This is a genomic window from Citrobacter sp. Ce119 (assembly GCF_030334525.1).
Classification (GTDB): domain Bacteria; phylum Pseudomonadota; class Gammaproteobacteria; order Enterobacterales; family Enterobacteriaceae; genus Citrobacter; species Citrobacter europaeus.
Genome location: NZ_JAOWDR010000043.1, coordinates 105,095 through 130,391 on the forward strand (window position 1 = coordinate 105,095; position 25,297 = coordinate 130,391).

Sequence of the window (25,297 nt, forward strand, 5' to 3'; positions counted from 1 at the left end):
CGTGTTAATCGCCAGTTTTTCATGGAGTTTATATGTCATTCAGTCGGCGTCAGTTCATTCAGGCATCGGGGATCGCACTGTGTGCAGGTGCTGTTCCGCTGAAGGCTAATGCTGCCGGTCAGCAACAACCGTTACCCGTGCCTCCGCTGCTGGAGTCCCGTCGGGGACAGCCGCTATTTATGACGCTGCAACGCGCGCACTGGTCCTTTACGCAAGGCACCCGCGCGCCTGTCTGGGGGGTTAACGGCCGCTACCTGGGACCGACGATCCGCGTCTGGAAAGGGGATGACGTCAAGCTTATCTACAGCAACCGTTTGACTGAAAATGTCTCAATGACCGTCGCCGGACTACAGGTGCCCGGCCCGCTGATGGGCGGCCCGGCGCGTATGATGTCTCCTAATGCGGACTGGGCGCCAGTGCTGCCGATTCGCCAGAATGCCGCCACGTTGTGGTATCACGCCAATACGCCAAATCGTACCGCCCAGCAGGTTTACAACGGTCTTGCCGGGATGTGGCTGGTTGAAGATGAAGTGAGTAAGTCACTGTCTATTCCAAACCACTATGGCGTGGATGATTTTCCGATCATTATCCAGGACAAGCGCCTGGACAACTTTGGCACGCCGGAATACAGCGAGCCCGGTAGCGGTGGTTTTGTTGGCGATACGTTACTGGTCAACGGGGCGCAAAGCCCGTATGTCGAAGTCTCCCGCGGCTGGGTGCGTTTGCGCTTGCTGAACGCCTCAAACTCGCGTCGTTACCAGCTGCAAATGAGCGATGGCCGTCCGCTGCATGTGATTTCCAGCGATCAGGGTTTTTTACCTGCGCCGGTTTCGGTGAAGCAGCTCTCGCTGGCGCCGGGCGAGCGCCGTGAGATTCTGGTGGATATGACTAACGGAAATGAGGTCTCTATCACCTGCGGTGAGGCGGCCAGCATTGTCGACAGGATCCGCGGATTCTTTGAGCCTTCCAGTATTCTCATCTCCACGCTGGTACTGACGTTGCGCCCGACAGGTCTTCTGCCACTGGTGACTGATAGCCTGCCAATGCGTCTGCTGCCAACTGAAATCCTCAGCGGTTCGCCGATTCGCAGCCGTGATATCAGCCTGGATGACGATCCTGGCATTAACGGTCAACTGTGGGACGTCAACCGAATGGATATTACCGCCCAGCAGGGCTCCTGGGAGCGCTGGATGGTAAGGGCGGATATGCCTCAGTCTTTCCATATTGAAGGCGTCTCGTTCCTGATCCGTAATGTGAATGGCGCGATGCCGTTCCCGGAAGACAGAGGCTGGAAAGATACCGTCTGGGTCGACGGTCAGGTTGAATTACTGGTTTACTACGGACAACCTTCCTGGGCTCATTTCCCGTTCTACTTTAACAGCCAGACGCTGGAAATGGCGGACCGGGGCTCGATCGGTCAGATATTGGTGAATCCGGCGCCGTAGCTAATTTATTGATATCGCATGGATTCGTTTTATTGCAAAGGATGCAACGATGATTAGTTTTACCTGGTATGACCTTATTGTATTTTTTTTGATGATGGCGATGCCTGTAATAGCAGGCATCGCTATTTTGGTGTTGATTTGCTCCAGTTTTAAAAATCTCACCAGTCGTCATATCCTGCTATGGCTGGTATTACCACAGTGCGTCGCTTTGCTATCGCTGTGGGGCGTTTTTACTTTTTATGGCGACGAATTAAACTCGCGTATTCTTTTGATCGTTTCCCCTGCGATACTTGCTGGAATACTGGCTTTTTGGTTGCTGTACAAAGGAAAAACACTGCTCGGTTCTTCGGTTGGCGGCCATCTTGTCGCCATAGCCATTTTTTTCGTATGTCAGAATCAACTGGAGCCGCAGCTTTATGTAGATTTCCAGCGCGCGCGAGATATTAATCAACTCTATACGCTGCATCAGGCCAGTGATAGCTTTAAAAACCAGTTAAGCGATCCCGCTTTCCGTCAGAAAATGCTTTCTTATTCGGCATATGAACAAGATATGCCGGAGTCAACGTTCAGGATTTTAATCGCCAGTGGGGCTAATCCTTTTGATAACGCGGGCTACCCTTATGTATCGCCACTGACCCAGGCGGTTAATAGCCAGAATAAGACCGCGCTGAAGGTTTTCAGTGAATTATTGTCAGGTGATTCCGAACAGGCTGCTCGCAATCGGGAAGCGCTGATGGAGGATAACCCATTAAGCAATAATGTTTATTTTTCTGCTATACCAACGACCGAACAAAAACAGCGCTATTTTGCAATGGCAACGGTCTTATTACGCCACATGCCATCGTTATTAAATGATGAGGTTTACCGCAGGATACTCAAAGAAGGCGATGCTGAACTGACGCAGTTTCTGTGGAATCATCGTCAACCGATAAAGCGGATGTACCAGCTCCAGGCCAGAGCGTTGTCAGGAGATGTCACGATCGCGGATGATATTGCCGCTACGCCCGCTATCCTGAAGGCGGAAACCGACTCCGACTATCGCGACCAGCTTTTGAAGTATTTGGTGGAGTATGCGCCGCGTCCGGTGATTCAGGCCATTCTGGACAAAGACGTCGTACAATGGACGGATTTTGACGACCGCGATGGGAACAATAAGGTGCTGGAAGAGGCCATCGACCGTGCGAGGGGCTACAGTAATGGAGATCCGCAAGTCCTTACCCTTGTTATTCGCGACATACTGGAGCGTAAAGCGCCTTACTCTGATAACCAACTGGCGCACGGTTTTTACACTGAAGATAAGGGATCGCAGGTCGTGAGCGCGCTACATGCAGGAGGGATTTCTTGTACGGAACTTCGCGATGCTTTCAGGCAGTATATTGGCGAGTCTTCTGTTTTTGATGGCAAAGCGCGAATAGACGAAGTTTGCGGTGCGGGAAAATAATGCTTCAGCGCTCATAATCTTTCGATCTCTATTGCATTCCGGCTTATAATCCCCGGCCTTTGATTATTTTTTTACCATTTTTGGAAGCACTATGAGCGCAATATCCCTGATCCAGCCGGACAGAGACCTTTTCTCCTGGCCGCAGTACTGGGCTGCCTGTTTTGGCCCGGCACCGTTTTTGCCGATGTCACGTGACGAAATGGACCAACTTGGCTGGGATAGCTGCGACATCATTCTGGTTACCGGCGATGCATACGTCGATCATCCCAGCTTTGGCATGGCAATTTGCGGCCGTATGCTGGAAGCGCAGGGCTTTCGCGTTGGGATTATCGCCCAGCCGGAGTGGAACAACAAAGACGATTTTATGCGTTTGGGTAAACCGAACCTGTTCTTTGGTGTGACCGCAGGCAACATGGATTCGATGATCAACCGTTATACCGCCGATCGCCGACTGCGCCATGACGATGCCTACACGCCAGACAACGTGGCTGGCAAACGCCCGGACCGCGCCACGCTGGTCTATACCCAGCGTTGTAAAGAAGCATGGAAAGATGTGCCGGTTATTCTCGGCGGCATTGAGGCCAGCCTGCGCCGTACCGCGCATTATGACTACTGGTCTGATACCGTTCGTCGCTCCGTTCTGGTGGATTCCAAAGCCGACATGCTGATGTTCGGCAACGGTGAGCGTCCGCTGGTGGAAGTGGCGCATCGTCTGGCGATGGGTGAAACTATCGATCAGATCCGCGACGTGCGTAACACCGCGATTATGGTTAAAGAAGCGCTGCCGGGCTGGAGTGGGGTGGACTCCACGCGTCTCGACACGCCGGGCAAGATTGACCCGATCCCGCATCCGTACGGTGAAGATTTGCCGTGTGCCGACAACAAACCTGTCGCCCCGAAAAAGCAGGAAGCGAAAGCGGTCACCGTACAGCCGCCGCGCCCGAAACCGTGGGAAAAAACCTACGTGCTGCTGCCGTCCTTCGAAAAAGTGAAGGGCGACAAAGTGCTGTATGCGCATGCGTCACGTATCCTGCACCACGAAACGAACCCAGGCTGCGCGCGCGCGCTGATGCAAAAGCATGGCGATCGCTATATCTGGATCAACCCGCCAGCCATTCCGCTGTCTACCGAAGAGATGGACAGCGTCTTTGCGCTGCCTTACAAGCGCGTGCCGCATCCGGCGTATGGCGACAGCCGTATTCCGGCCTATGAGATGATCCGTTTCTCGATCAACATTATGCGTGGCTGCTTTGGCGGCTGTTCGTTCTGCTCGATCACCGAGCACGAAGGCCGCATCATCCAGAGCCGCTCTGAAGACTCAATCATCAATGAAATCGAAGCCATTCGCGACACCGTTCCGGGCTTTACCGGCGTGATTTCCGATCTCGGTGGCCCAACGGCGAACATGTATATGCTGCGCTGTAAGTCACCGCGTGCGGAGCAGACATGCCGTCGTCTGTCGTGCGTCTATCCGGATATTTGTCCGCATATGGATACCAACCACGAACCGACGATTAACCTTTATCGCCGTGCGCGTGATTTGAAAGGTATTAAAAAGATCCTCATCGCTTCCGGTGTACGCTATGACATCGCGGTTGAAGATCCGCGTTATATCAAAGAGCTGGCGACCCATCACGTTGGCGGCTATCTGAAGATTGCGCCAGAGCATACTGAAGAAGGCCCGCTGTCGAAGATGATGAAGCCGGGGATGGGCAGCTACGATCGCTTTAAGGAATTGTTCGATACCTACTCTAAACAGGCGGGTAAAGAACAGTACCTGATCCCGTACTTTATTTCCGCGCACCCGGGTACGCGTGACGAGGATATGGTGAATCTGGCGCTGTGGCTGAAACAACGTCGTTTCCGCCTCGATCAGGTGCAGAACTTCTACCCATCGCCGCTGGCGAACTCCACAACCATGTATTACACCGGGAAAAATCCGCTGGGTAAAATTGGTTATAAGAGTGAAGACGTGGTGGTGCCGAAAGGTGATAAGCAGCGTCGTCTGCATAAAGCCCTGCTGCGTTACCACGATCCAGCCAACTGGCCGTTAATCCGCCAGGCGCTGGAAGATATGGGTAAAAAGCATCTGATCGGTGGTCGTCGCGAATGTCTGGTTCCGGCGCCTACGCTGGAAGAGATGCGCGAAGCACGTCGTCAGAACCGTCATACTCGTCCGGCGTTGACTAAACATACGCCAGTGGCGCATCAGCGCCAGACGCCTGCCGCGAACAAAAAACGTGGGAAAGTGGCGGGGCGCTAATCCGTCTTGCCCGGTAGTGAAATACTTATCAGGCCTACGAATAGCACGATTTTGTAGGCCGGGTAAGTGGCTTGCGCCGCCATCCAGTAGAGAGACTCAGTACTTACGCCTCACGAATTCTGGCCGCTAATGCGACCAGTTTTGCATCATCCGCCCGTTCATGATCGTGTGACGACAGATACCCTTCATACTGCTCGAAAAATTTGTTCTGCCGCGCTTCAATCGGTTTCCAGTGGGTTAAATCGCCAGTACCGTGCATGGGGCTTAATTTACTGTGCACATGGTCTACGCCGAAACCTTCGAAAAACATCCCCGTACGGCTGACGTCCGGGAAAGCCTTATCCAGTTTCTTAGCCACTTTTTGGGTTGCCAGCATCAGGTCAGCCAACGCCTGCGGCGGCATATCGAAGGCATAGCTGGGGTAATGCTTTTTCGGGATCACCACGGTAAAACCGTCGGTGTTCGGGAAAATCGACAGAAAAGCCAGGTGATGCTCGTCTTCCCAGACCTTATGGCAGGGCGCTTTGCCTTCAACAATTTGACAGAAAATACAGGTCATTGCGGTGACTCTTCCAGGGGATGATGGACTCAGAGTATCATTCGCTCCTGGAAAACGTAAATGGACTTAATTCAAAGTGAGAGCAAGGATGGCTAAGTGGATAAGGTCAGCAGTGCTGCTGACGGTGATACTACAAAGCGGTTGTGTGGCACATCATCAGACGCAGCCCGCGGTGGATGGGCGACTGACAAATAGCGCTGGACAACCCGTTCAGGGTGCGGAAATTACCTTAAACAGTAACGCATCTCCAGTCAGTACCGTGTCCGATCGAGATGGTTTTTTTTCCTTTCCCGATAAGTACGAATGGACATTCTTTCTGCCAATTGGCCCCATGGACTGGATTTATCGCTCCGCGCTGCATATTTCCGCTGAAGGGAATTCGTACGAGGTTGAACTGGGCGGTCGTTTGGGCGGGGTGCATGCGGCAGATGGCGAGGCTTATCGCGTGACATGTTCCTTGCCGGATGCGTCGCATTCGATACCAAAAGCGGGGATTTGCCAGCCTGGTAGTGAGTAAGCCCGGACATCTGGCGCCGGGCTTAAAGGGGGAGTTAACCGCCGAACTGGTCCGGGTCTGGTCCCAGCCGTCTGCCTTGATCGAGTTTCGCAATTTCGCCTAATTCTTCTTTATCCAGGCGGAAGTCCCAGACGTTAAAGTTTTCTGCGATACGGGCTGGGGTGACCGATTTTGGAATAACCACCAGGCCGCTATCCAGATGCCAACGGATGACAATCTGCGCCGGTGATTTACCATATTTCTCAGCGAGGTCACGGATGATCTTTTGGTCGAAGACGTCTTTCCCGCCCTGCGCCAATGGACTCCAGGATTCGGTCTGGATCTTATGCGTAGCGTTCCAGGCATGAAGCTGGCGCTGCTGCATAAGTGGGTGCAGTTCTATCTGGTTGATCACGGGATGAACGCCAGTTTCATCGATCAGGCGCTGGAGATGGTTGATCTGAAAGTTGCACACGCCGATGCTCTTAATCAGCCCTTCTTTTTGCAGGTCGATCATGTTTTCCCACGCTTCAACGTAGTGATCGATCGCCGGAACAGGCCAGTGCATCAGGTAAAGATCGAGGTAATCGAGCTGGAGTTTCTCCATGCTTTCGAGTAAGGCTTCCCGGGCGCGTTTTTGATCATCATTCCACAGCTTGGTGGTGATGAATAACTCTTCCCGCGGCACGCCCGCATTACGTATCGCTTTGCCGACACCTTCTTCGTTTTTGTACGCGGCGGCGGTATCAATCGAACGATAACCCACTTCCAGTGCTTTATGGATAGCGGTAATGACTTCTTCGTTGCTTGCCTTCCAGACCCCCAGGCCCAGTTGCGGCATGACGTTACCATCCTGTAGTTTGATCATGGTTGGAGTGGTCATAATTCCCCCCTGAATAACTGTCACCGGAACATACTCCGGTGACATGGTGTGACTTAAGCCTGGTATAAATACCCAAAAACGAAAGGCGGAGGTCAAAAAACCTTAGCGAGCCGCTTCGTAAATCCGACGGCTGACCTCAAGCGTAATGTCCTGATGTTCGCCCAGTTTCGTACCGCCATGCGCTTGCAGTTTTTCCAGCAGCGCCGGGATAGAGCTACCGTCCAGGCCGTAGTCAGACAGGCGAGTCGGGACACCCATTTGCTCGAAGAACTGACGGGTGGCGGCAATGGCGGCGTCGATACGCTGATCGTCAGAACCCTCGGTGATATTCCAGATACGCTCTGCGTATTGCAGCAGTTTGGCGCGTTTGGTGTCGCGTTTTTCATTCCACAGCGCTGGCAGAACGATGGCCAATGTTTGAGCATGATCCAGACCGTGCATTGCGGTCAGTTCATGGCCCAGCATATGTGTTGCCCAGTCCTGCGGTACGCCTGCGCCAATCAGGCCGTTCAGCGCCTGGGTTGCCGCCCACATGACGTTCGCACGCACGTTGTAGTTTTCCGGCTCCTGCAAGGCTTTCGGGCCTTCTTCTATTAGTGTCAGCAGAATGCCTTCGGCAAAGCGATCCTGAATTTTCCCGTCTACCGGATAAGTCACATACTGCTCAACGGTATGCACAAAGGCATCCACGACGCCGTTCGCAACCTGACGCGGCGGCAGGGTATAGGTGTAAACCGGATCCAGCACGGCAAATACCGGCTGCACAAACGGGGTCATAAAGGCCAGCTTATCGCCGGTGGTTTTACGCGAAATTACCGCACCGGAGTTAGATTCAGAGCCGGTAGCGGGCAGGGTTAATACGGAGCCCATCGGGATAGCGCTTGTTACGTCGTTACCGTGGGTTTCCAGAATGCGCCATGGATCGATACCGTCAGCGTACTGTGCCGCTGCCGCGATAAATTTGGTGCCATCCAGCACAGAACCCCCGCCTACAGCCAGCAGGAACGTCACTTTTTCATCACGCACGATTTTTACTGCGTTCATCAGCGTTTCATAAGACGGGTTCGGCTCAATACCGCCAAACTCCAGCACATCCAGGCCTTTCAGCGCATCCTGAACCTGTGCCAGAACGCCGGTTTTTTTCACGCTGCCGCCGCCGTAGGTAATCAGTACGCGAGTATCCTGAGGGATTTGATCGCGCAGCTCAGCAATAGCGCCTTTACCAAACAAAATACGGGTTGGGGTATGGAGATTAAAGTTGTTCATTGCTCGTTCCCTTATGTGGGTAAAAAAGAGGGCAGGAGGGTGTCTGCCGGATGATGAACATTGTGGTCGCCCGCCGCGTTGCTCTCAATGCTCATTTCTGCCGATGTCTTGCCCATTTCTACAGACTGCTGGAGAAAACGGATAAATCTGCGCATTATGTCAGGGTCGAAAACCGATGATGAAATGGTGCTCCATGAACCGTGATGAGATCTGCCTTCTGCTGACAGATAAAATTAAACAGCTGAAAAACAATGAAAATAAACTCAGTGAATTGCTGCCAGATGTCCGCCTGCTGCACGGCACGGAGCCAGCGGCGCGTACGCCAGTCATGTATCAGCCAGGCATCATATTTCTCTTTTCGGGACATAAAATTGGTTATATCAATGAGCGCGTATTTCGTTATGACGCCAACGAATACCTGCTGCTAACCGTTCCTTTACCCTTTGAATGTGAAACGCATGCGACACCGGAGGTTCCCCTGGCCGGTATCTACCTGAATGTTGATATTCTGCAGTTGCAGGAGCTGTTGATGGACATCGGGGAAGATGAGCTCTTCCAGCCCGCCATGGCGGCCAGCGGGATCAACTCCGCGACGCTCTCTGACGAAATTCTTTGCGCCGCTGAGCGCCTGCTGGATGTGATGGAGCGACCGCTGGATGCGCGTATTCTGGGGAAACAGATTATTCGCGAGATCCTCTACCATGTGCTGACCGGGCCGCGTGGCGGCGCGTTACTGGCGCTGGTCAGCCGTCAGACGCATTTCAGTTTGATAAGCCGGGTGCTGAAGCGGATTGAAACCAAATACACCGAAAACCTCAATGTAGAACAGCTGGCGGCAGAAGCGAACATGAGCGTGTCGGCGTTTCATCATAATTTTAAAGCGGTAACCAGCACGTCGCCGCTGCAATATCTGAAGAGCTACCGTCTGCATAAAGCACGGATGATGATGATCCACGATGGAATGAAGGCCAGTGCGGCTGCCATGCGCGTCGGCTATGAGAGCGCATCGCAATTTAGCCGGGAGTTTAAACGTTTCTTTGGTGTAACGCCGGGGGAAGATGCGGCCAGAATTCGAATGATGCAGGGGAGTTGATTTCATGTTGGCCTGACAGTTACTCCGCAGGCCTTAAAGCTGTGCGCCATCAGGCGAAATGCCGGAGATTATCCGGCCTCGGATGCGGCTCAGGCGCTACAATATTTTTTTTTAATTACCACGAACAGCGTTCCCAACAGACCTGCGGTTAACAGGGCAACCGGCAGGATCATTAAAAAGGTCATCACCTGATCTTCATGACGTTTGACGAACGGGATCATGCTCAGTGCATAGCCAAAGCTGGTGACGACGGTCACCCACAGCAGACCGCTCAGCCAGTTAAAAAACTGGAACCGACGGTTTGGAAGGCCAGAAATTCCCGCCATTGTTGGCAGCAAGGTGCGAACAAACGCCAGGAAGCGTCCTGCCAGCAGCGCCATCAGTCCGTGTTGGTCAAACATGCAGGTGGCGCGCTGATGGTATTTTTCAGGCAATTGCGCCAGCCAGCCTTTTACCGTCCGCGTGTTGCCCAGCCAGCGTCCCTGAATGTAGCTTAGCCAGCAGCCCAGACTGGCGGCGGCAGTCAGAATAGCTATGGTAGGTAAAAAACTCATCACGTCCTGAGCGATCAGCGCCCCTGCCAGCAATAACAGGCTGTCTCCGGGTAAAAAGGAGGCGGGTAGCAGACCATTTTCTAAAAACAGTGTGGCGAACATGACGAAGTAAACCACGCTCACAACGTGCGGATCCGCCAGCGCGGCAAAATCGTGTTGCCAGAGCGCGGAGACAATATCTTGAATGACTACCATGGACTTTCCTGTGGAACAGCGTTTATGTGTGGATTGTACTCCTGAATTGTCCGGGATGCCTTGATCCCGGACGCAACAATTGCAGACTTTTCCACCAGAAGTGTCTGCATATATGTCCATCTGTGGCAATTTTACTCGATTCGGGCGAATCCTGCGGCCAAATCGGCAATCAGATCGTCAACATTCTCTAAACCAATATGCAAACGGATGAGCGTTCCGCTGAAGTCCACCTCACCTTGCGGACGGATAGCGGCAATGTGTTCCGGCTGGTTAGCGAGGATCAGCGACTCAAAACCACCCCAGGAGTAGGCCATGCTGAACAGGCTGAAGTGATCCAAATACGCGGCAAGCTCCTCATGATTGAGTTTCTTATTCAATACAAAGGAGAACAGGCCGCTGCAGCCGGTGAAATCACGCTTCCAGAATTCGTGACCTTTACTGCCGGGAAGCGCCGGGTGATTTACGCGGGCGACCTGCGGATGGCTGGCCAGCCACTCGGCGACCTTTACGCTGCTTTCATGGTGCTGACGCAGGCGAACGCTCAGCGTACGCAGTCCACGGCTGGTCATATAGGCGGTATCGGCGTCCAGCATTTGCCCCATCAGATAGGCATTTTCGCGCAGTTGATCCCAGCAGCGGGCATTAGATACCGCCGTGCCGACCATGCCGTCGGAATGACCAATCAGATATTTGGTACCTGCCTGAATAGAAATATCGATACCAAAATCCAGCGCTTTGAACAGCACCCCGGCAGCCCAGGTGTTATCAATCATGATGATAGCATCCGGCGCGACGCGTCTGACGGCGGCAACAATAGCTGGAACATCATGCACTTCCATAGTGACAGAGCCGGGAGATTCCAGAAATACGACTTTCGTGTTCGGCTGAATGTGCTTCACTATACCGGCGCCAACCAGCGGATCGAACCAGCCGGTGGACACGCCGAGCTTGCCGAGAATTTTGGTGCAGAAATCCTGGCTGGGTTCATAGGCGGTGTTGGTCATTAGCACATGATCCCCTTGCTCCACAAAGGCGAGGATGGTGTTGGCAACGGCCGCTGCGCCGCAGGGGAACAAGGCGCAACCTGCACCGCCTTCCAGTTCGCACATCGCTTCCTGCAGGGAGAAATGCGTCAGGGTTCCGCGACGGCCATAGAAAAGCCCACCGTTAGCCCGGTTATGCGTAGCCTGCTTTTTGGCCTCGACGGTGTCAAACACCAGCGAAGAAGCGCGCTGGATCACGCTATTTACCGAGCCCAGCGTGTACTTTTTACTGCGTCCTGCGTGGACGAGTTTGGTTTCAAGTTGTTTATCTGCCATGTTGTCTGACCTGTTTTTATACGTCTGGATGTCTAAACTACCATGAATCAAAGGTGACGCATCCTGCGGAACGGTCATACAGTAGAAAATAATCTCAAAATGCTTCTGGTGACTTTTTTACTGCGTAAGCGCAAGGAAAAGAAACCAAAGGTGCGGCAATATGTAAATAGTAATGAGAACGACTATCAATTCGACGTCTTTTTGATATCATTACGCTCAGATTTTGTGATTTGCGTCCTGGAGATACAGAGTGGGTAATAATTTGATGCAGACGGATCTTTCCGTCTGGGGTATGTATCAGCACGCCGATATCGTGGTTAAGTGCGTGATGATTGGGCTGATTTTGGCGTCAGTGGTCACCTGGGCTATCTTCTTTAGTAAGAGCCTTGAGTTCTTTACTCAGAAACGCCGCCTTAAGCGTGAGCAGCAACTGCTGGCGGAAGCCCGCTCTTTAGATAGGGCAAGTGAGATTGCCGCAGGATTCGATGGCAAAAGCCTGGGCGCACAGTTGGTTTATGAAGCGCAGAACGAACTGGAACTGTCAGAAGGCAGCGACGACAACGAAGGTATCAAAGAGCGTACCGGCTTCCGTCTGGAGCGTCGTGTGGCGGCGGTAGGCCGTCATATGGGTCGCGGTAACGGATACCTGGCCACTATCGGGGCTATCTCTCCATTCGTGGGTCTGTTTGGTACCGTATGGGGTATCATGAATAGCTTCATCGGGATCGCACAAACCCAAACGACCAACCTGGCCGTTGTTGCGCCGGGTATCGCAGAAGCGCTATTAGCGACCGCGATCGGTCTGGTCGCGGCAATTCCTGCGGTCGTTATCTACAACATTTTCGCACGTCAGATTGGCAGCTATAAAGCGATGCTGGGCGATGTCGCGGCACAGGTGCTGTTGCTGCAAAGTCGCGATCTGGACCTGAATGCTAGCGCTTCTGCGCATCCAGTACGTGCTGCGCAGAAATTACGTGTAGGATGATGTTCCATGGCAATGAGCTTTAATGAAAACCTGGACGATAACGGTGAAATGCATGAAATCAACGTGACGCCGTTTATCGACGTTATGTTGGTTTTATTGATCATCTTTATGGTAGCCGCGCCGTTGGCAACGGTGGATGTGAAAGTGAATCTCCCTGCTTCCACCAGTACGCCGCAGCCGCGTCCGGAAAAACCGGTTTATCTGTCGGTAAAAGCCGATAAGAGTATGTTTATCGGCAATAATCAGGTGACGGACGACACCATGATTAGCGAATTAAATACGCTGACCGATGGGAAGAAAGACACTACGATTTTCTTCCGTGCGGATAAAACCGTCGATTATGAAACCATGATGAAAGTGATGGATACGCTGCATCAGGCGGGTTTCCTGAAAATTGGTCTGGTCGGTGAAGAGACCGTAAAAGCGAAGTAATCCTCGTTGCCGGGTAATGGTTGTCGCCTTACCCGGCCTGCAGCTCCTGTTCCAGCTCCTCCGCACGCCCTTATCTGTTCTCATCCAGTGCGACCGTTGTTATCCTGGTGGGTTCGTAGTTCCCCTCAGACAGTTTACGCGTCAGGCGTAAGGTGGCCGTTTCTCGCTTGAGTATATGCTGGTAAGTACTCTCCAGTCGGGCCATGATTTTGTCCCGCAGTTCTGGTTGCTGCTCCATAATGGCTTCAATCGCAGCGCCGTAGATCTCTTCCTTAGCCTGTAGTGCATAAATTTCACGGCGATTTTGCCATTTCATCCGCACCAGTGCGGCAGGTATAGAAACTATTTCCTGGGCCACGCTTTCCAGCGTCGCGTTTTTATTGGCAATCAGCACGGCTAAATTTTGCTTTAAGACAAACTCATCGCTTTTATGGTCATCTAAAGCTAAATAAACATTATTATCCTCAACATCTTTCATTTTATTTCTCTTCCAGAGAATAAAAAATAGGATCGCTGGTTTCGCGGGTAATTAAATTAAGCCAAATTTTATTGCCCTGCTCATTAACGGTGGCTGTTTTTGTGGACAAAATTTTACTTAATTCTTGAGCGTTGATGTCACCTTCCGCTTGTAGTGAATTGAGCAGGCGAGTGAATGACTCAATTTTTGCGGCACGAAACAGGCGCTCTTTTAAATGGCGGTCGCACTCTTCAAATAACATATTGCGTGCCTGGCCGGTAGCGGCAGAGCTAATCAAAATATCGGGTTCGTAATCACTTAATGTTCTCTTCCCCTGAGTCAAATTTTCACTATTATCTGCGGGACTGGTATTGGATGAGGAGCTGGATAAGTGAAAACGCGAGGGAACAAGATGCTCGGGAAGCATGTTGAAATATCCTTTGATGCCAATGTGATGTTGTTTTAATTAAACCAGGCCGCGTTGACAATAGCATGGCGTAATTTTAAAATCAAAAAAAATGGAGCCAGTATATGAACAGTATATTTTATTCTGTTATTACCCTGCTATTGCTTACCTGCGGGGTACTTTTGTTGATGCGCAGTGCAAATAAAAACCGAGAAACAGAAAATGGGTACTCTGAAAATCAGCCGGAAATGCTGAGTAAAGAAGAGGGGGAGGATCATTTTTCGCTACTGATGAATTCGATTACCCCGGTATGGTATTGGCGCGTTAATCACGAATATATCGATTTTATCCATTCGACGATCAAACGGATGACAATGGTAGAGTTGAATGAGACGCCAGGTCTATTTGATGCACAGCGGCGTTGTAGCGATCTCAACTCTGCGGTGTATAAATATTACGACAATATTAAAAAGCGCTGTCTGAGCGGTGAGAAAGTCCCGCATGCCGATCTGGACGTGCTCAACTTACGCCAGTGTTTCAGGGAGTTCAGCCTGGAGGCTTATCCTGCGCTTGTCGCGCTGGTGTGGCCGGAATTTCAACGTCCAGAGATTAAAGCGGAAGAGGTGTGAGGGACTTGCTGGCCCGTATTACGTGCCGGGGAGGCTAACGCCGCTACCCGGCACGAAGTGACATACGGTTACTTGTCAGATGAGGCCTGCCACAGGTTCAGCTTTCCGTCCGCAACGTGCTTATCGATCTGCGTCAATTCTTCGGCACTGAACGTCAGGTTAGCCAACGCCTGAACGTTCTCCTCCAGTTGCTCCGGTCGGCTGGCGCCAATTAATACCGAAGTGACCCGGTTGTCTTTCAGCAACCAGCTTAAGGCCATTTGCGCCATCGACTGTCCGCGCTGTTGCGCCATCTCATTGAGCAAACGCAGGCTGGTAAGGTTTTCTTCCGTCAGCATGTTTTCCGTCAGCCCTCGGACTTTTTTCCCTTCACGCTGCATGCGGGAACCTTCCGGAATGCCGTTGAGGTATTTCCCCGTCAGCAGCCCCTGGGCCAGCGGCGTAAATGCGATACAGCCCATACCGTTGGATTCCAGCGTATCCAGCAGACCACTACTGTCTACCCAACGGTTAAGCAAGTTGTAGGAAGGCTGGTGGATTAGCAGCGGAATTTTCCATTCCCGCATCAGCTCAGCCATTTTCTGCGTACGGTCCGGGGAATAGGATGAGATGCCGACATACAGCGCTTTGCCGCTTTGCACCGCATGGGCCAGAGCCGAGGCGGTCTCTTCCATTGGCGTATTTTCGTCAACGCGGTGCGAATAAAAGATATCGACATAGTCGAGGCCCATGCGTTTCAGGCTCTGGTCGAGGCTGGCGAGCAGGTATTTACGCGAACCGCCAGAACCGTATGGGCCTGGCCACATGTCATAGCCTGCCTTGGTAGAAATGATCAGTTCATCACGATAGTGTGCAAAATCCTCGCGCAGTAAGCGGCCAAAATTTTCTTCTGCGCTGCCCGGAGGCGGCCCATAGTTATTGGCTAAATCAAAATGCGTGATGCCTAAATCAAATGCTTTACGCAGCAGGGCGCGCTGGGAATCCAGCGCCTGAACGTGCCCAAAACTGTGCCACAAACCTAGCGACAGCGCGGGTAAGCGTAAACCGCTGCGCCCACAGTAGCGATAGAGCATCTGCTCGTAACGTTCAGGATTGGCAAACCAGGCCATGAGATCTCCTTAGTGCAGGTGAATTTCGAAACAACGTTTCTATTCTAGCGGGTTCACGGCGAATATCCCGTTCACCAGGTCACACTGGGATGAAAAACTGGGCAAAAACAGACCACTGTGCTTTGCTTAAAAAAACATCAGCCAGGAGTCCTGCCATGTCGCGTCTAACTGCCAAAGACTTTCCGCAAGAACTGCTCGACTACTATGACTATTACGCTCATGGAAAAATAACGAAACGCGAATTTCTCAATCTTGCGGCGAAATATGCAGTCGGAGGTATGACGGCGCTGGCGTTATTCAACATGTTGAAACCCAATTATGCTCTCGCAACGCAGGTGGAGTTCACCGATCCTGATATCCTGGCGGAATATATTACCTATCCATCACCCGAAGGGCATGGCGATGTGCGGGGATACCTGGTTAAACCCGCTAATGCGACGGGGAAAGTTCCGGCGGTTGTGGTGGTGCATGAGAATCGCGGGCTGAATCCGTATATTGAGGATGTGGCGCGACGGGTGGCGAAAGCGGGGTATATTGCACTCGCGCCTGATGGATTAAGTTCGGTGGGGGGATATCCTGGCAATGATGATAAAGGCCGGGAGTTACAGCAGCAGGTTGACCCGGTAAAGCTGATGAACGATTTTTTTGCCGCCATTGAATATATGCAGCGTTTTGCCGGCGCGACGGGAAAAGTGGGGATCACTGGTTTTTGCTATGGCGGTGGTGTGTCGAACGCCGCAGCCGTCGCTTTCCCTGAACTGGCCTGCGCGGTGCCTTTCTATGGTCGACAGGTTCCTGCGGCTGATGTCCCCAAAATAAACGCGCCTTTATTACTACACTATGCGCAACTAGATACCCGAATTAATGAGGGATGGCCTGCTTATGAAGCGGCACTGAAGGCTAATAAGAAAGTCTATGAGGCATATATCTATCCCGGCGTTAATCATGGTTTTCATAATGATTCGACACCGCGTTATGATAAAGCAGCTGCTGATTTAGCCTGGGAGCGTACTCTTGCATGGTTTAACAAATATTTACGATAGAAAACAAAGGATTATTTAATGCTTCAGGTTAATCATCTGAATAATAATGCTAGCTAATTTCATTAGCATTCATGTTGATATAGTGTAAATAGATATTGAATGTACTTAAGAAAGTAAAAAAATAAAGAACGCATTATATCTTCTCTGTTGCCTGCCGATAACAAGGATAAGTATCGCCTGATGGCGAATTCCTCATCAACGGCAAGGAAATTATTATGCGTTTGCTGAAAAACTTCACTATTCGTATTGTCATGTTGGCAATACTGGGACTTTTTTGCCTGCTCTGGTCGGGCGTGGGTTTATTCAGTCTTCATTCTTTATCAAAAATATCTGAAGGCAATGATATTGACCGTCATCTCGTCCATCAGATGACGGTGCTCAGCCAGGGGAACGATCAGTACTTTCGTTTCGTCACGCGCTTGAGTCGCGCCATGGATGTCAAAATGAGCGGCGGAACGCCTGATTTTGCGCCAGCGCAGCAGTCCCTGGAGAACATGAGCAAAAAACTCCAGGAGATGAAAACGTTGTCTCCAGGACCAATGGATCCGGAAGTGGCCGCGGCGGTACTGACGAAGTGGCAGGCGCTGCTGGACAACGGCGTGATCCCGCAAATGCAACTGGCGCAGCAGGGCACGCTTACGGCCTTTGCGGAGCATGCCAGCACCGTTACGCCAGCGCTGAGCCGGGAGTTTGGCGCCAGTGCAGAACGCTTTAACACCACGGCAGGCGAGCGGCTTGATACCACGCGCGTCATGGTTGATGGTAAAACGTCTATCATCCGGACGCTAATCATTACCGCCGTGATCCTCGGTATTGCTCTCCTGTTTTTCACTGACCGTTACCTCGTCGCCATGATGGTGAAGCCGTTGGGACGTATCCGCCAGCAGTTCCAGCAGATTGCACAGGGCGACCTCAGCCATCCAATTGAAGATTTTGGTCGTAACTGCGTGGGCCAACTGGTGCCGTTACTATGCGCGATGCAGGACAGCCTGCGCGAAGCCGTCAGTACCATCCGTTCAGGTAGTGACAACATCTGGCGAGGTGCTACGGAAATTTCCACCGGCAACAACGATCTCTCCTCGCGAACTGAAGAACAGGCCGCTGCGCTGGAAGAGACCGCTGCCAGCATGGAGCAACTGACCGCCACGGTAAAACTGAACGCTGAAAACGCGCGTGAAGCCAGCCAGCTTGCCGACACGGCGACAGAAACGGCAGGTAAAGGGAGCACCCTGGTTTCAGAAGTGGTTGAGACGATGGATGGCATTGCCGCCAGCTCTAAACAGATCGCGGAAATTACCTCTGTTATTAATAGCATCGCTTTCCAGACCAACATTCTGGCGCTGAACGCGGCAGTTGAAGCCGCCAGAGCAGGCGAACAGGGACGTGGTTTTGCCGTCGTTGCCGGTGAAGTGCGTAACCTTGCCAGCCGCAGCGCCGGGGCGGCGAAAGAGATTGAGACGCTGATTGGCGAGTCGTCGCGTCGCGTCGATCAGGGCGCTCGTCTGGTTAAAGAGACGGGATTAACCATGGAGGCGATTCTGCGCGGCGCCACCGAAGTGACCGTCATCATGAAACAAATTGCCTCTGCCTCGGAAGAGCAGAACAAAGGCATCTCGCAGGTGAGCGTAGCGATCACCCAAATGGACAGCGTAACGCAACAGAACGCGGCGTTGGTAGAGCAGGTTTCCGCCGCGGCTGTGGCGCTGGAACGACAAACGGAAGAACTGCAACGCTCGGTGCAACAGTTCCGCCTCTCAGCGAATGATGTGCAGTACGCCGCCGCTAATACCGCTTCCCCTTCAGCAGACAGCAAAACGTCTGCGGCAGCTAAAACGGATGAATGGGTGTCCTTTTAAGCTGACATAAAAAGTTCGTGATACCTCTGGTCTTTGCTTAAAAAATCGCTATATAATTTATTATATAGCGATTGGAGGTTATGCATGGACAACCATTTTGGAAAAGGCCTGATGGCCGGATTAAACGCGTCAAGCGCGGATAGCGCGCGCTCGGTAGCCAATTTTTGTGCTGATTATAAACGCGGCTTTGTACTGGGATTTTCTCATCGAATGTTTGAAAAAACGGGCGATCGACAGCTCAGCGCCTGGGAGGCGGGGATCCTCACGCGCCGCTATGGGCTGGATAAAGAGATGGTTATGGATTTCTTTAAAGAGAACCAGTCCAGTACAACAATTCGTTTTTTCATGGCTGGCTATCGTCTCGAAGCTTGATCCGAAAGGGGTATTATCTTGCTTTAATTAATTACACTATTGACCTACGCCTTCGTTTTGTTGCTCCGCCGAAGTATTATAATGCACATAACCATATAAAAAGTGTGGTAATGGCGCGCCGATCGCAATATGCAACATGCGAATGGTGCAAAATAAAAGCCAGGTCTTCGCAACGGAATAACTATAAAATGACTGGAGATAACTCTCTCATCAATTCGAACGGCATTAATCGCCGTGATTTCATGAAGCTTTGTGCAGCACTGGCCGCTACCATGGGGCTCAGTAGCAAAGCCGCCGCAGAAATGGCCGAATCAGTTTCTCGTCCTCAGCGCCCACCGGTTATCTGGATTGGGGCTCAGGAGTGTACGGGTTGTACTGAATCGCTACTTCGCGCGACACACCCTACAGTGGAAAACCTCGTTCTGGAGACCATCTCTCTGGAATACCATGAGGTGCTCTCCGCCGCCTTCGGCCATCAGGTTGAAGAGAATAAACATAACGCTCTGGAGAAGTACAAAGGGCAATATGTTTTGGTTGTAGATGGTTCTATCCCATTGAAAGACAATGGTATTTACTGCATGGTTGCCGGTGAGCCGATCGTGGATCACATTCGTCGGGCCGCAGAAGGCGCAGCCGCTATCATTGCTATCGGCTCTTGCGCCGCATGGGGTGGTGTTGCTGCTGCTGGCGTTAACCCAACGGGTGCCGTCGGCTTGCAGGAAGTTCTGCCAGGCAAAACCATCATCAACATCCCCGGCTGTCCGCCGAACCCGCACAACTTCCTCGCCACGGTCGCGCATATCATCACCTACGGTAAGCCGCCGAAACTGGATACCAAAAACCGTCCGACATTCGCCTATGGCCGTTTGATTCACGAACACTGCGAGCGTCGCCCGCACTTTGACGCAGGCCGTTTTGCGAAAGAGTTTGGCGATGAAGGTCACCGTGAAGGTTGGTGCCTCTACCATCTCGGCTGTAAAGGACCAGAAACCTACGGCAACTGCTCAACGCTGCAATTCTGCGATGTTGGAGGCGTATGGCCGGTGGCTATCGGTCACCCTTGCTATGGCTGTAACGAAGAAGGTATCGGTTTCCATAAAGGTATTCACCAGCTTGCTCATGTGGAAAACCAAACGCCGCGTTCCGAAAAACCTGACGTCAATATGAAAGAAGGCGGCAATGTTTCTGCCGGAGCGATTGGGCTGCTTGGTGGCGTAGTAGGACTGGTTGCCGGCGTCAGCGTGATGGCGGTTCGTGAACTGGGTCGTCAGCAGAAGAAAGATAACGCTGACTCACGGGGAGAATAACCGTGAACAGACGTAACTTTATTAAAGCAGCCTCCAGCGGGGCATTGCTGTTGGGCGCTGCGCCGTCCATCAGCCATGCGGCTGCAGAAAACCGTCCGCCGATCCCTGGTTCTTTAGGGATGCTCTATGACTCAACGCTGTGTGTAGGCTGCCAGGCTTGTGTCACCAAGTGTCAGGATATCAACTTCCCGGCGCGTAATCCGGAAGGCGAGCAAACCTGGTCAAACAACGACAAACTGTCGCCGTATACCAATAACATCATTCAGGTGTGGCGTAGCGGAACAGGCGTTAACAAAGACCAGGAAGAAAATGGCTACGCATACATTAAGAAACAGTGCATGCACTGTGTCGATCCGAACTGCGTCTCCGTTTGCCCAGTCTCTGCGCTGAAGAAAGATCCAAAAACCGGCATCGTCCACTATGACAAAGATGTCTGCACAGGCTGTCGTTACTGCATGGTCGCCTGCCCATACAACGTGCCTAAGTACGACTACAACAACCCGTTTGGTGCGCTTCACAAGTGTGAACTGTGTAACCAGAAAGGGGTTGAGCGTCTGGACAAAGGCGGTTTACCGGGTTGTGTTGAAGTATGCCCTGCCGGTGCGGTGATTTTTGGTACGCGTGAAGAGCTGATGGCTGAGGCGAAAAAACGTCTCGCGCTGAAGCCGGGCAGCGAATACCACTATCCGCGTCAGACGGTGAAAGCAGGTGATACCTATCTGCATACGGTACCGAAGTATTACCCCCATTTGTACGGCGAGAAAGAGGGGGGTGGTACTCAGGTAATGGTTCTGACAGGTGTTCCTTACGAGGATTTGGATCTGCCGAAGCTGGATGATCTTTCAACCGGTGCGCGTTCCGAACATGTTCAACATTCCCTGTACAAGGGCATGATATTACCCCTGGCTGCGCTGGCGGGCTTAACCGTGCTGGTTCGTCGTAATACGAAAAACGACCATCACGATGGAGGAGACGATCATGAGTCATGATCCTAAACCGCTGGGCGGAAAAATAATCAGCAAACCGGTCATTATTTTTGGGCCGCTTATCGTCCTGTGTATGCTCCTGATCGTGAAACGTCTGGTCTTCGGATTGGGCTCAGTCTCCGATCTGAACGGCGGTTTCCCATGGGGTGTATGGATCGCGTTTGACCTGTTGATTGGTACCGGCTTCGCGTGCGGCGGTTGGGCGCTGGCGTGGGCGGTGTATGTTTTCAACAGAGGACAATACCATCCGCTGGTACGTCCGGCGCTGCTGGCGAGCTTGTTTGGCTACTCGCTGGGTGGTCTGTCGATCACCATTGACGTTGGTCGTTACTGGAACCTGCCGTATTTCTACATTCCGGGCCACTTCAACGTGAACTCGGTACTGTTCGAAACGGCGGTCTGTATGACCATCTATATCGGCATCATGGCGCTGGAATTTGCTCCGGCTCTGTTTGAACGTCTGGGATGGAAAGTTTCTCTCAAGCGTTTGAATAAAGTGATGTTCTTTATTATTGCCCTCGGCGCGCTGCTGCCAACCATGCACCAGTCTTCAATGGGTTCATTGATGATTTCTGCGGGTTATAAGGTGCATCCGCTCTGGCAAGCTTATGAAATGTTGCCGCTTTTCTCCGTATTAACCGCTTTTATTATGGGCTTCTCGATCGTCATCTTTGAAGGCTCGTTGGTACAAGCCGGTCTGAAAGGTAACGGTCCGGACGAGAAAAGTTTGTTCATCAAGCTGACGAATACCATCAGCGTGCTGCTGGCGATTTTCGTGGTACTGCGCTTTGGCGAACTGATCTACCGCGACAAGCTGTCCTATGCCTTCTCAGGCGATCTTTACTCCCTGATGTTCTGGCTTGAAGTCGTGCTGATGGTCTTCCCGCTGGTGGTGCTGCGCGTCACTAAGCTGCGTAATGACTCGCGCATGCTGTATCTGTCTGCGCTGAGCGCATTGCTGGGTTGTGCAACATGGCGTCTGTCCTATTCGCTGGTGGCGTTCAATCCTGGTGGTGGCTACCACTACTTCCCGACCTGGGAAGAACTGTTGATTTCTATTGGTTTTGTGGCTATTGAGATTTGTGCATACATCGTACTCATTCGTCTACTGCCGATACTTCCTCCTTTAAAACAAAACGATCAAAATCGTCATGAGGCGAGCAAAGCATGAGCCAGAGAATTACTATTGATCCGGTAACCCGTATTGAGGGTCATTTACGCATCGACTGCGAAATCGAAAATGGCGTGGTATCTAAAGCATGGGCTTCCGGTACCATGTGGCGCGGCATGGAAGAGATCGTGAAAAACCGCGATCCGCGCGATGCCTGGATGATTGTGCAGCGTATCTGTGGCGTTTGTACGACCACTCACGCTATCTCTTCCGTTCGTGCAGCAGAAAGCGCGCTGAATATTGATGTTCCGGTAAACGCACAGTATATCCGTAACATCATTCTCGCTGCGCACACCACGCATGACCACATTGTTCACTTCTATCAGCTGTCTGCGCTGGACTGGGTGGATATCACCTCTGCCCTGAAAGCTGACCCTGCGAAAGCGTCTGCCATGCTGAACGGCGTGTCCTCCTGGCACCTGAACAGCGCAGAAGAGTTCACCAAGGTTCAGAACAAGATCAAAGATCTTGTCGCCAGCGGTCAGTTAGGCATTTTTGCCAACGGTTGCTGGGGTCATCCGGCAATGCAGCTGCCGCCGGAAGTAAACCTGATTGCGGTCGCTCACTACCTGCAGGCGCTGGAATGCCAGCGAGATGCCAACCGCGTTGTGGCGCTGTTGGGCGGTAAAACGCCGCACATCCAGAACCTGGCGGTAGGGGGGGTTGCTAACCCAATTAACCTCGACGGCCTCGGCGTGCTGAACCTTGAGCGCCTGATGTACATCAAGTCCTTCATCGATAAGCTGAGCGACTTCGTTGAGCAGGTTTACAAGGTAGATACCGCGGTTATTGCGGCGTTCTATCCTGAGTGGCTGGAACGTGGTCAGGGTGCGGTTAACTATCTGAGCGCGCCGGAATTCCCGACTGACGGTAAAAACGGCAGCTTCCTGTTCCCTGGCGGTTATATCACCGATGCCGATCTGTCGACCTATCGTCCGATCACCTCTCATTCCGATGAATACCTGATCAAAGGGATTCAGGAAAGCGCGAAACACGCGTGGTACAAAGACGAAGCGCCGCAGGCTCCGTGGGAAGGCACAACGGTTCCTGATTACACCGGTTGGTCAGATGACGGCAAATATTCCTGGGTTAAAGCGCCGACCTTCTACGGTAAAACGGTTGAAGTGGGTCCGCTGGCCAACATGCTGTGTAAACTGGCGGCTAAACGCGAGTCTACCCATGCCAAGCTGAATGAAATCATCGCGATTTACACCAAGCTGACCGGTAAAACTATCGAAGTGTCACAGCTGCACTCTACGCTGGGCCGTATTATTGGCCGTACCGTTCACTGCTGTGAACTGCAGAACGTTCTGCAGGATCAGTACAACGCGCTGATTGTGAACATCGGTAAAGGCGACCACACCACCTTCGTGAAACCGGATATTCCGGCAACGGGCGAATTCAAAGGTGTTGGTTTCCTCGAAGCACCGCGCGGTATGCTGTCTCACTGGATGGTGATTAAAGACGGCATTATCAGCAACTACCAGGCGGTTGTTCCGTCAACCTGGAACTCTGGCCCACGTAACTTTAATGATGAAGTGGGACCGTATGAGCGCTCGCTGGTAGGTACGCCGATTGCCGATCCAAACAAACCGCTGGAAGTGGTTCGTACCATTCACTCCTTCGACCCTTGTATGTCATGTGCGGTGCATGTGGTGGACGTTGACGGGAACGAAGTGGTCTCAGTTAAGGTTCTGTAATGCGGATATTAGTCTTAGGGGTCGGCAATATTTTGCTGACCGACGAAGCCATCGGGGTGCGTATCGTTGAGGCATTAGAGCAGCGGTATATCCTGCCAGACTTTGTTGATGTTCTGGACGGTGGTACGGCTGGGATGGAGCTTCTCGGCGATATGGCGAACAGAGATCATCTGATCATTGCTGACGCCATTGTGTCGAAGAAAAGCACGCCAGGAACGATGATGGTCCTGCGGGATGAAGAGATCCCGGCGCTGTTTACCAACAAAATCTCACCGCACCAGCTTGGCCTGGCCGACGTATTGTCGGCCCTGCGTTTTACCGGCGAGTTTCCGAAAAAGCTGACGTTAGTCGGCGTTATTCCGGAATCGCTGGAACCGCATATCGGGCTAACGCCAACGGTTGAAGCGATGATCGAACCTGCTCTTGAGCAGGTTCTTGCCGCGCTTCGCGAATCAGGCGTTGAAGCGATCCCTCGGGAGGCGACTCATGTCTGAGGAGTTTGTCGGTTTTCAGACGGCCCCGAAGATGCAGATTCAGGCAGCGTTTGAAGAGGTTGCCCGGCGTTCAATGCACGATCTCTCTTTCCTGCATCCGAACATGCCGGTATATGTCTCTGATTTTACGCTGTTTGAAGGACAGTGGACGGGGTGTGTTATCACGCCCTGGATGCTGAGCGCACTGATTTTCCCCGGACCGGACCAGATCTGGCCGGTGCGTAAAGTCAGCGAAAAAGTCGGGTTGCGTCTGCCGTATGGCGAGATGACCTTTACCGTGGGTGAACTGGAAGGCGTATCGCAATATTTCTCCTGCTCACTGATGTCGCCGCTTTCGCACAGTATGTCGGCGCAAGAAGGCGTCCGTCTGACTGACGATTGCGCGCGCATGCTGTTATCGCTGCCGGTGAGCGATCCGAATGCGCCGCAGCTAAATCGCCGCGCGCTGCTGCTGGGTCGTCGGAACTGCGAAAATGCATGAGCTGTCCCTTTGTCAGAGCGCGGTTGAGATTGTTCAACAGCAGGCAGAGCAGCACGGTGTCAAACGTGTAACCGGCGTTTGGCTGGAAATCGGGGCGCTCTCCTGCGTTGAAGAGAGCGCCGTTCGGTTTAGTTTCGACATCGTCTGTCAGGGAACGCTGGCCCAGGGGTGTGAACTGCATATTGATTACAAACCAGCCCAGGCGTGGTGCTGGGATTGCAGTCAGGTTGTGGAAATCACCCAGCATGACGCGCAGTGTCCACAATGTCAGGGCGATCGTCTGCGGGTTGATGCTGGCGATTCACTGAAAGTGAAAAGTATTGAAGTCGAATAACCCATAGTTGCTATGGGGCGG

The 25,297-nt window shown here is 52.3% G+C and carries 26 protein-coding genes; 18 read left to right on the plus strand and 8 right to left on the minus strand.

Annotation, left to right across the window (positions count from 1 at the left end):
- Window positions 1–32: 32 nt before the first annotated feature.
- The 3 genes from ftsP (at window position 33) to OGV80_RS06245 (ending at window position 5,149) form a co-directional block, all read left to right on the plus strand.
- Window positions 33–1,445 (plus strand): cell division protein FtsP, encoded by a 1,413-nt coding sequence (gene ftsP / locus OGV80_RS06235; protein WP_286514158.1) that lies wholly within the window; start codon window positions 33–35, stop codon window positions 1,443–1,445.
- A 49-nt stretch (window positions 1,446–1,494) separates the two neighbouring features.
- A complete protein-coding gene (locus OGV80_RS06240) occupies window positions 1,495–2,886 on the plus strand; it encodes a hypothetical protein (RefSeq protein WP_087051991.1) in 1,392 nt (463 codons plus the stop codon).
- Between the two features lie 91 nt (window positions 2,887–2,977).
- Window positions 2,978–5,149: a YgiQ family radical SAM protein gene (locus tag OGV80_RS06245; protein WP_003024532.1), complete on the plus strand. Its 2,172-nt coding sequence runs from the start codon at window positions 2,978–2,980 to the stop codon at window positions 5,147–5,149.
- 103 nt (window positions 5,150–5,252) lie between these two features.
- On the opposite strand, the gene OGV80_RS06250 is transcribed toward OGV80_RS06245, so the two are convergent.
- Window positions 5,253–5,708: an HIT family protein gene (locus OGV80_RS06250; RefSeq protein WP_172862398.1), complete on the minus strand. Its 456-nt coding sequence runs from the start codon at window positions 5,706–5,708 to the stop codon at window positions 5,253–5,255.
- An 88-nt stretch (window positions 5,709–5,796) separates the two neighbouring features.
- Between OGV80_RS06250 and OGV80_RS06255 the strand changes: the two genes are divergently transcribed.
- Window positions 5,797–6,225, plus strand: a complete 429-nt coding sequence (locus OGV80_RS06255) for a carboxypeptidase-like regulatory domain-containing protein (RefSeq protein WP_075145632.1) — start codon at window positions 5,797–5,799, stop codon at window positions 6,223–6,225.
- A 34-nt stretch (window positions 6,226–6,259) separates the two neighbouring features.
- On the opposite strand, the gene dkgA is transcribed toward OGV80_RS06255, so the two are convergent.
- Window positions 6,260–7,087, minus strand: coding sequence for a 2,5-didehydrogluconate reductase DkgA (gene dkgA, locus OGV80_RS06260; protein ID WP_286514166.1), 828 nt, complete (start codon window positions 7,085–7,087; stop codon window positions 6,260–6,262).
- A gap of 102 nt (window positions 7,088–7,189) precedes the next feature.
- Window positions 7,190–8,353: an alcohol dehydrogenase gene (gene yqhD / locus OGV80_RS06265; protein ID WP_286514168.1), complete on the minus strand. Its 1,164-nt coding sequence runs from the start codon at window positions 8,351–8,353 to the stop codon at window positions 7,190–7,192.
- Window positions 8,354–8,546: 193 nt separating this feature from the next.
- On the opposite strand from yqhD, the gene OGV80_RS06270 reads away from it, so the two are divergent.
- Window positions 8,547–9,446, plus strand: a complete 900-nt coding sequence (locus tag OGV80_RS06270) for an AraC family transcriptional regulator (protein ID WP_140389834.1) — start codon at window positions 8,547–8,549, stop codon at window positions 9,444–9,446.
- A gap of 89 nt (window positions 9,447–9,535) precedes the next feature.
- Here the strand turns inward: OGV80_RS06270 and yghB are convergent, their stop codons facing one another.
- Both yghB and metC read right to left on the minus strand, forming a co-directional pair.
- On the minus strand, window positions 9,536–10,195 hold the full coding sequence (gene yghB, locus OGV80_RS06275) for a DedA family general envelope maintenance protein YghB (protein WP_043017623.1): 660 nt from the start codon (window positions 10,193–10,195) through the stop codon (window positions 9,536–9,538).
- Window positions 10,196–10,326: 131 nt separating this feature from the next.
- Complete coding sequence (metC, locus tag OGV80_RS06280) at window positions 10,327–11,514, minus strand: cystathionine beta-lyase (protein WP_075146362.1); 1,188 nt, start codon at window positions 11,512–11,514, stop codon at window positions 10,327–10,329.
- A gap of 250 nt (window positions 11,515–11,764) precedes the next feature.
- Between metC and exbB the strand changes: the two genes are divergently transcribed.
- Together exbB and exbD are read left to right on the plus strand one after the other, a co-directional pair.
- Window positions 11,765–12,499, plus strand: coding sequence for a tol-pal system-associated acyl-CoA thioesterase (gene exbB, locus OGV80_RS06285; protein WP_043017622.1), 735 nt, complete (start codon window positions 11,765–11,767; stop codon window positions 12,497–12,499).
- Between the two features lie 6 nt (window positions 12,500–12,505).
- Window positions 12,506–12,931: a TonB system transport protein ExbD gene (gene exbD, locus OGV80_RS06290; RefSeq protein ID WP_016154501.1), complete on the plus strand. Its 426-nt coding sequence runs from the start codon at window positions 12,506–12,508 to the stop codon at window positions 12,929–12,931.
- Between the two features lie 70 nt (window positions 12,932–13,001).
- Here the strand turns inward: exbD and OGV80_RS06295 are convergent, their stop codons facing one another.
- Both OGV80_RS06295 and OGV80_RS06300 read right to left on the minus strand, forming a co-directional pair.
- A complete protein-coding gene (locus OGV80_RS06295) occupies window positions 13,002–13,409 on the minus strand; it encodes a hypothetical protein (RefSeq protein WP_043017621.1) in 408 nt (135 codons plus the stop codon).
- Between the two features lies 1 nt (window position 13,410).
- Window positions 13,411–13,815 (minus strand): hypothetical protein, encoded by a 405-nt coding sequence (locus tag OGV80_RS06300; protein ID WP_043017620.1) that lies wholly within the window; start codon window positions 13,813–13,815, stop codon window positions 13,411–13,413.
- A gap of 104 nt (window positions 13,816–13,919) precedes the next feature.
- Between OGV80_RS06300 and OGV80_RS06305 the strand changes: the two genes are divergently transcribed.
- The gene (locus OGV80_RS06305; RefSeq protein ID WP_087051197.1) at window positions 13,920–14,423 is read left to right on the plus strand and encodes an ESA_00282 family adhesion-associated protein; all 504 of its coding nucleotides are present in this window, start codon (window positions 13,920–13,922) and stop codon (window positions 14,421–14,423) included.
- 68 nt (window positions 14,424–14,491) lie between these two features.
- Here the strand turns inward: OGV80_RS06305 and OGV80_RS06310 are convergent, their stop codons facing one another.
- Window positions 14,492–15,532 carry an aldo/keto reductase gene (locus OGV80_RS06310; RefSeq protein WP_047408622.1) on the minus strand — a complete coding sequence of 347 codons (1,041 nt, stop codon included), beginning with the start codon at window positions 15,530–15,532 and terminating at the stop codon, window positions 14,492–14,494.
- 155 nt (window positions 15,533–15,687) lie between these two features.
- Between OGV80_RS06310 and yghX the strand changes: the two genes are divergently transcribed.
- From yghX to hypA, 10 genes are all read left to right on the plus strand, one after another.
- On the plus strand, window positions 15,688–16,575 hold the full coding sequence (gene yghX, locus OGV80_RS06315) for a YghX family hydrolase (RefSeq protein ID WP_286514205.1): 888 nt from the start codon (window positions 15,688–15,690) through the stop codon (window positions 16,573–16,575).
- A gap of 215 nt (window positions 16,576–16,790) precedes the next feature.
- Window positions 16,791–18,431, plus strand: a complete 1,641-nt coding sequence (locus tag OGV80_RS06320; protein ID WP_043017616.1) for a methyl-accepting chemotaxis protein — start codon at window positions 16,791–16,793, stop codon at window positions 18,429–18,431.
- Between the two features lie 84 nt (window positions 18,432–18,515).
- On the plus strand, window positions 18,516–18,803 hold the full coding sequence (locus tag OGV80_RS06325) for a DUF2623 family protein (RefSeq protein ID WP_003024490.1): 288 nt from the start codon (window positions 18,516–18,518) through the stop codon (window positions 18,801–18,803).
- Window positions 18,804–18,991: 188 nt separating this feature from the next.
- A complete protein-coding gene (gene hybO, locus OGV80_RS06330) occupies window positions 18,992–20,110 on the plus strand; it encodes a hydrogenase 2 small subunit (protein ID WP_043017615.1) in 1,119 nt (372 codons plus the stop codon).
- A 2-nt stretch (window positions 20,111–20,112) separates the two neighbouring features.
- Entirely contained in the window at window positions 20,113–21,099 is a 987-nt protein-coding gene (hybA, locus tag OGV80_RS06335; protein WP_003828357.1) for a hydrogenase 2 operon protein HybA, read from the plus strand.
- A complete protein-coding gene (hybB, locus tag OGV80_RS06340) occupies window positions 21,089–22,267 on the plus strand; it encodes a Ni/Fe-hydrogenase cytochrome b subunit (RefSeq protein WP_003828354.1) in 1,179 nt (392 codons plus the stop codon). Before hybA ends, hybB begins: the two co-directional genes overlap by 11 nt.
- Window positions 22,264–23,967 carry a hydrogenase 2 large subunit gene (hybC, locus tag OGV80_RS06345; RefSeq protein ID WP_003828353.1) on the plus strand — a complete coding sequence of 568 codons (1,704 nt, stop codon included), beginning with the start codon at window positions 22,264–22,266 and terminating at the stop codon, window positions 23,965–23,967. The genes hybB and hybC overlap by 4 nt, the downstream gene beginning before the upstream one ends.
- Complete coding sequence (locus tag OGV80_RS06350) at window positions 23,967–24,461, plus strand: HyaD/HybD family hydrogenase maturation endopeptidase (protein ID WP_047408632.1); 495 nt, start codon at window positions 23,967–23,969, stop codon at window positions 24,459–24,461. Before hybC ends, OGV80_RS06350 begins: the two co-directional genes overlap by 1 nt.
- The gene (hybE, locus tag OGV80_RS06355) at window positions 24,454–24,942 is read left to right on the plus strand and encodes a hydrogenase-2 assembly chaperone (protein ID WP_286514175.1); all 489 of its coding nucleotides are present in this window, start codon (window positions 24,454–24,456) and stop codon (window positions 24,940–24,942) included. Before OGV80_RS06350 ends, hybE begins: the two co-directional genes overlap by 8 nt.
- Window positions 24,935–25,276: a hydrogenase maturation nickel metallochaperone HypA gene (gene hypA, locus OGV80_RS06360; protein ID WP_016157467.1), complete on the plus strand. Its 342-nt coding sequence runs from the start codon at window positions 24,935–24,937 to the stop codon at window positions 25,274–25,276. Before hybE ends, hypA begins: the two co-directional genes overlap by 8 nt.
- The last annotated feature ends 21 nt before the right edge of the window (window positions 25,277–25,297 follow it).

What these genes read in the sequence shown, in the direction of transcription:
- ftsP (WP_286514158.1), top strand. Translation starts at nt 33, where the DNA reads ATGTCATTCAGTCGGCGTCAGTTCATTCAGGCATCGGGGATCGCACTG.
- OGV80_RS06240 (WP_087051991.1), top strand. Translation starts at nt 1,495, where the DNA reads ATGATTAGTTTTACCTGGTATGACCTTATTGTATTTTTTTTGATGATG.
- OGV80_RS06245 (WP_003024532.1), top strand. Translation starts at nt 2,978, where the DNA reads ATGAGCGCAATATCCCTGATCCAGCCGGACAGAGACCTTTTCTCCTGG.
- OGV80_RS06250 (WP_172862398.1), bottom strand. Translation starts at nt 5,708, where the DNA reads ATGACCTGTATTTTCTGTCAAATTGTTGAAGGCAAAGCGCCCTGCCAT.
- OGV80_RS06255 (WP_075145632.1), top strand. Translation starts at nt 5,797, where the DNA reads ATGGCTAAGTGGATAAGGTCAGCAGTGCTGCTGACGGTGATACTACAA.
- dkgA (WP_286514166.1), bottom strand. Translation starts at nt 7,087, where the DNA reads ATGACCACTCCAACCATGATCAAACTACAGGATGGTAACGTCATGCCG.
- yqhD (WP_286514168.1), bottom strand. Translation starts at nt 8,353, where the DNA reads ATGAACAACTTTAATCTCCATACCCCAACCCGTATTTTGTTTGGTAAA.
- OGV80_RS06270 (WP_140389834.1), top strand. Translation starts at nt 8,547, where the DNA reads ATGAACCGTGATGAGATCTGCCTTCTGCTGACAGATAAAATTAAACAG.
- yghB (WP_043017623.1), bottom strand. Translation starts at nt 10,195, where the DNA reads ATGGTAGTCATTCAAGATATTGTCTCCGCGCTCTGGCAACACGATTTT.
- metC (WP_075146362.1), bottom strand. Translation starts at nt 11,514, where the DNA reads ATGGCAGATAAACAACTTGAAACCAAACTCGTCCACGCAGGACGCAGT.
- exbD (WP_016154501.1), top strand. Translation starts at nt 12,506, where the DNA reads ATGGCAATGAGCTTTAATGAAAACCTGGACGATAACGGTGAAATGCAT.
- OGV80_RS06295 (WP_043017621.1), bottom strand. Translation starts at nt 13,409, where the DNA reads ATGAAAGATGTTGAGGATAATAATGTTTATTTAGCTTTAGATGACCAT.
- OGV80_RS06300 (WP_043017620.1), bottom strand. Translation starts at nt 13,815, where the DNA reads ATGCTTCCCGAGCATCTTGTTCCCTCGCGTTTTCACTTATCCAGCTCC.
- OGV80_RS06305 (WP_087051197.1), top strand. Translation starts at nt 13,920, where the DNA reads ATGAACAGTATATTTTATTCTGTTATTACCCTGCTATTGCTTACCTGC.
- OGV80_RS06310 (WP_047408622.1), bottom strand. Translation starts at nt 15,532, where the DNA reads ATGGCCTGGTTTGCCAATCCTGAACGTTACGAGCAGATGCTCTATCGC.
- yghX (WP_286514205.1), top strand. Translation starts at nt 15,688, where the DNA reads ATGTCGCGTCTAACTGCCAAAGACTTTCCGCAAGAACTGCTCGACTAC.
- OGV80_RS06320 (WP_043017616.1), top strand. Translation starts at nt 16,791, where the DNA reads ATGCGTTTGCTGAAAAACTTCACTATTCGTATTGTCATGTTGGCAATA.
- OGV80_RS06325 (WP_003024490.1), top strand. Translation starts at nt 18,516, where the DNA reads ATGGACAACCATTTTGGAAAAGGCCTGATGGCCGGATTAAACGCGTCA.
- hybO (WP_043017615.1), top strand. Translation starts at nt 18,992, where the DNA reads ATGACTGGAGATAACTCTCTCATCAATTCGAACGGCATTAATCGCCGT.
- hybB (WP_003828354.1), top strand. Translation starts at nt 21,089, where the DNA reads ATGAGTCATGATCCTAAACCGCTGGGCGGAAAAATAATCAGCAAACCG.
- hybC (WP_003828353.1), top strand. Translation starts at nt 22,264, where the DNA reads ATGAGCCAGAGAATTACTATTGATCCGGTAACCCGTATTGAGGGTCAT.
- OGV80_RS06350 (WP_047408632.1), top strand. Translation starts at nt 23,967, where the DNA reads ATGCGGATATTAGTCTTAGGGGTCGGCAATATTTTGCTGACCGACGAA.
- hybE (WP_286514175.1), top strand. Translation starts at nt 24,454, where the DNA reads ATGTCTGAGGAGTTTGTCGGTTTTCAGACGGCCCCGAAGATGCAGATT.
- hypA (WP_016157467.1), top strand. Translation starts at nt 24,935, where the DNA reads ATGCATGAGCTGTCCCTTTGTCAGAGCGCGGTTGAGATTGTTCAACAG.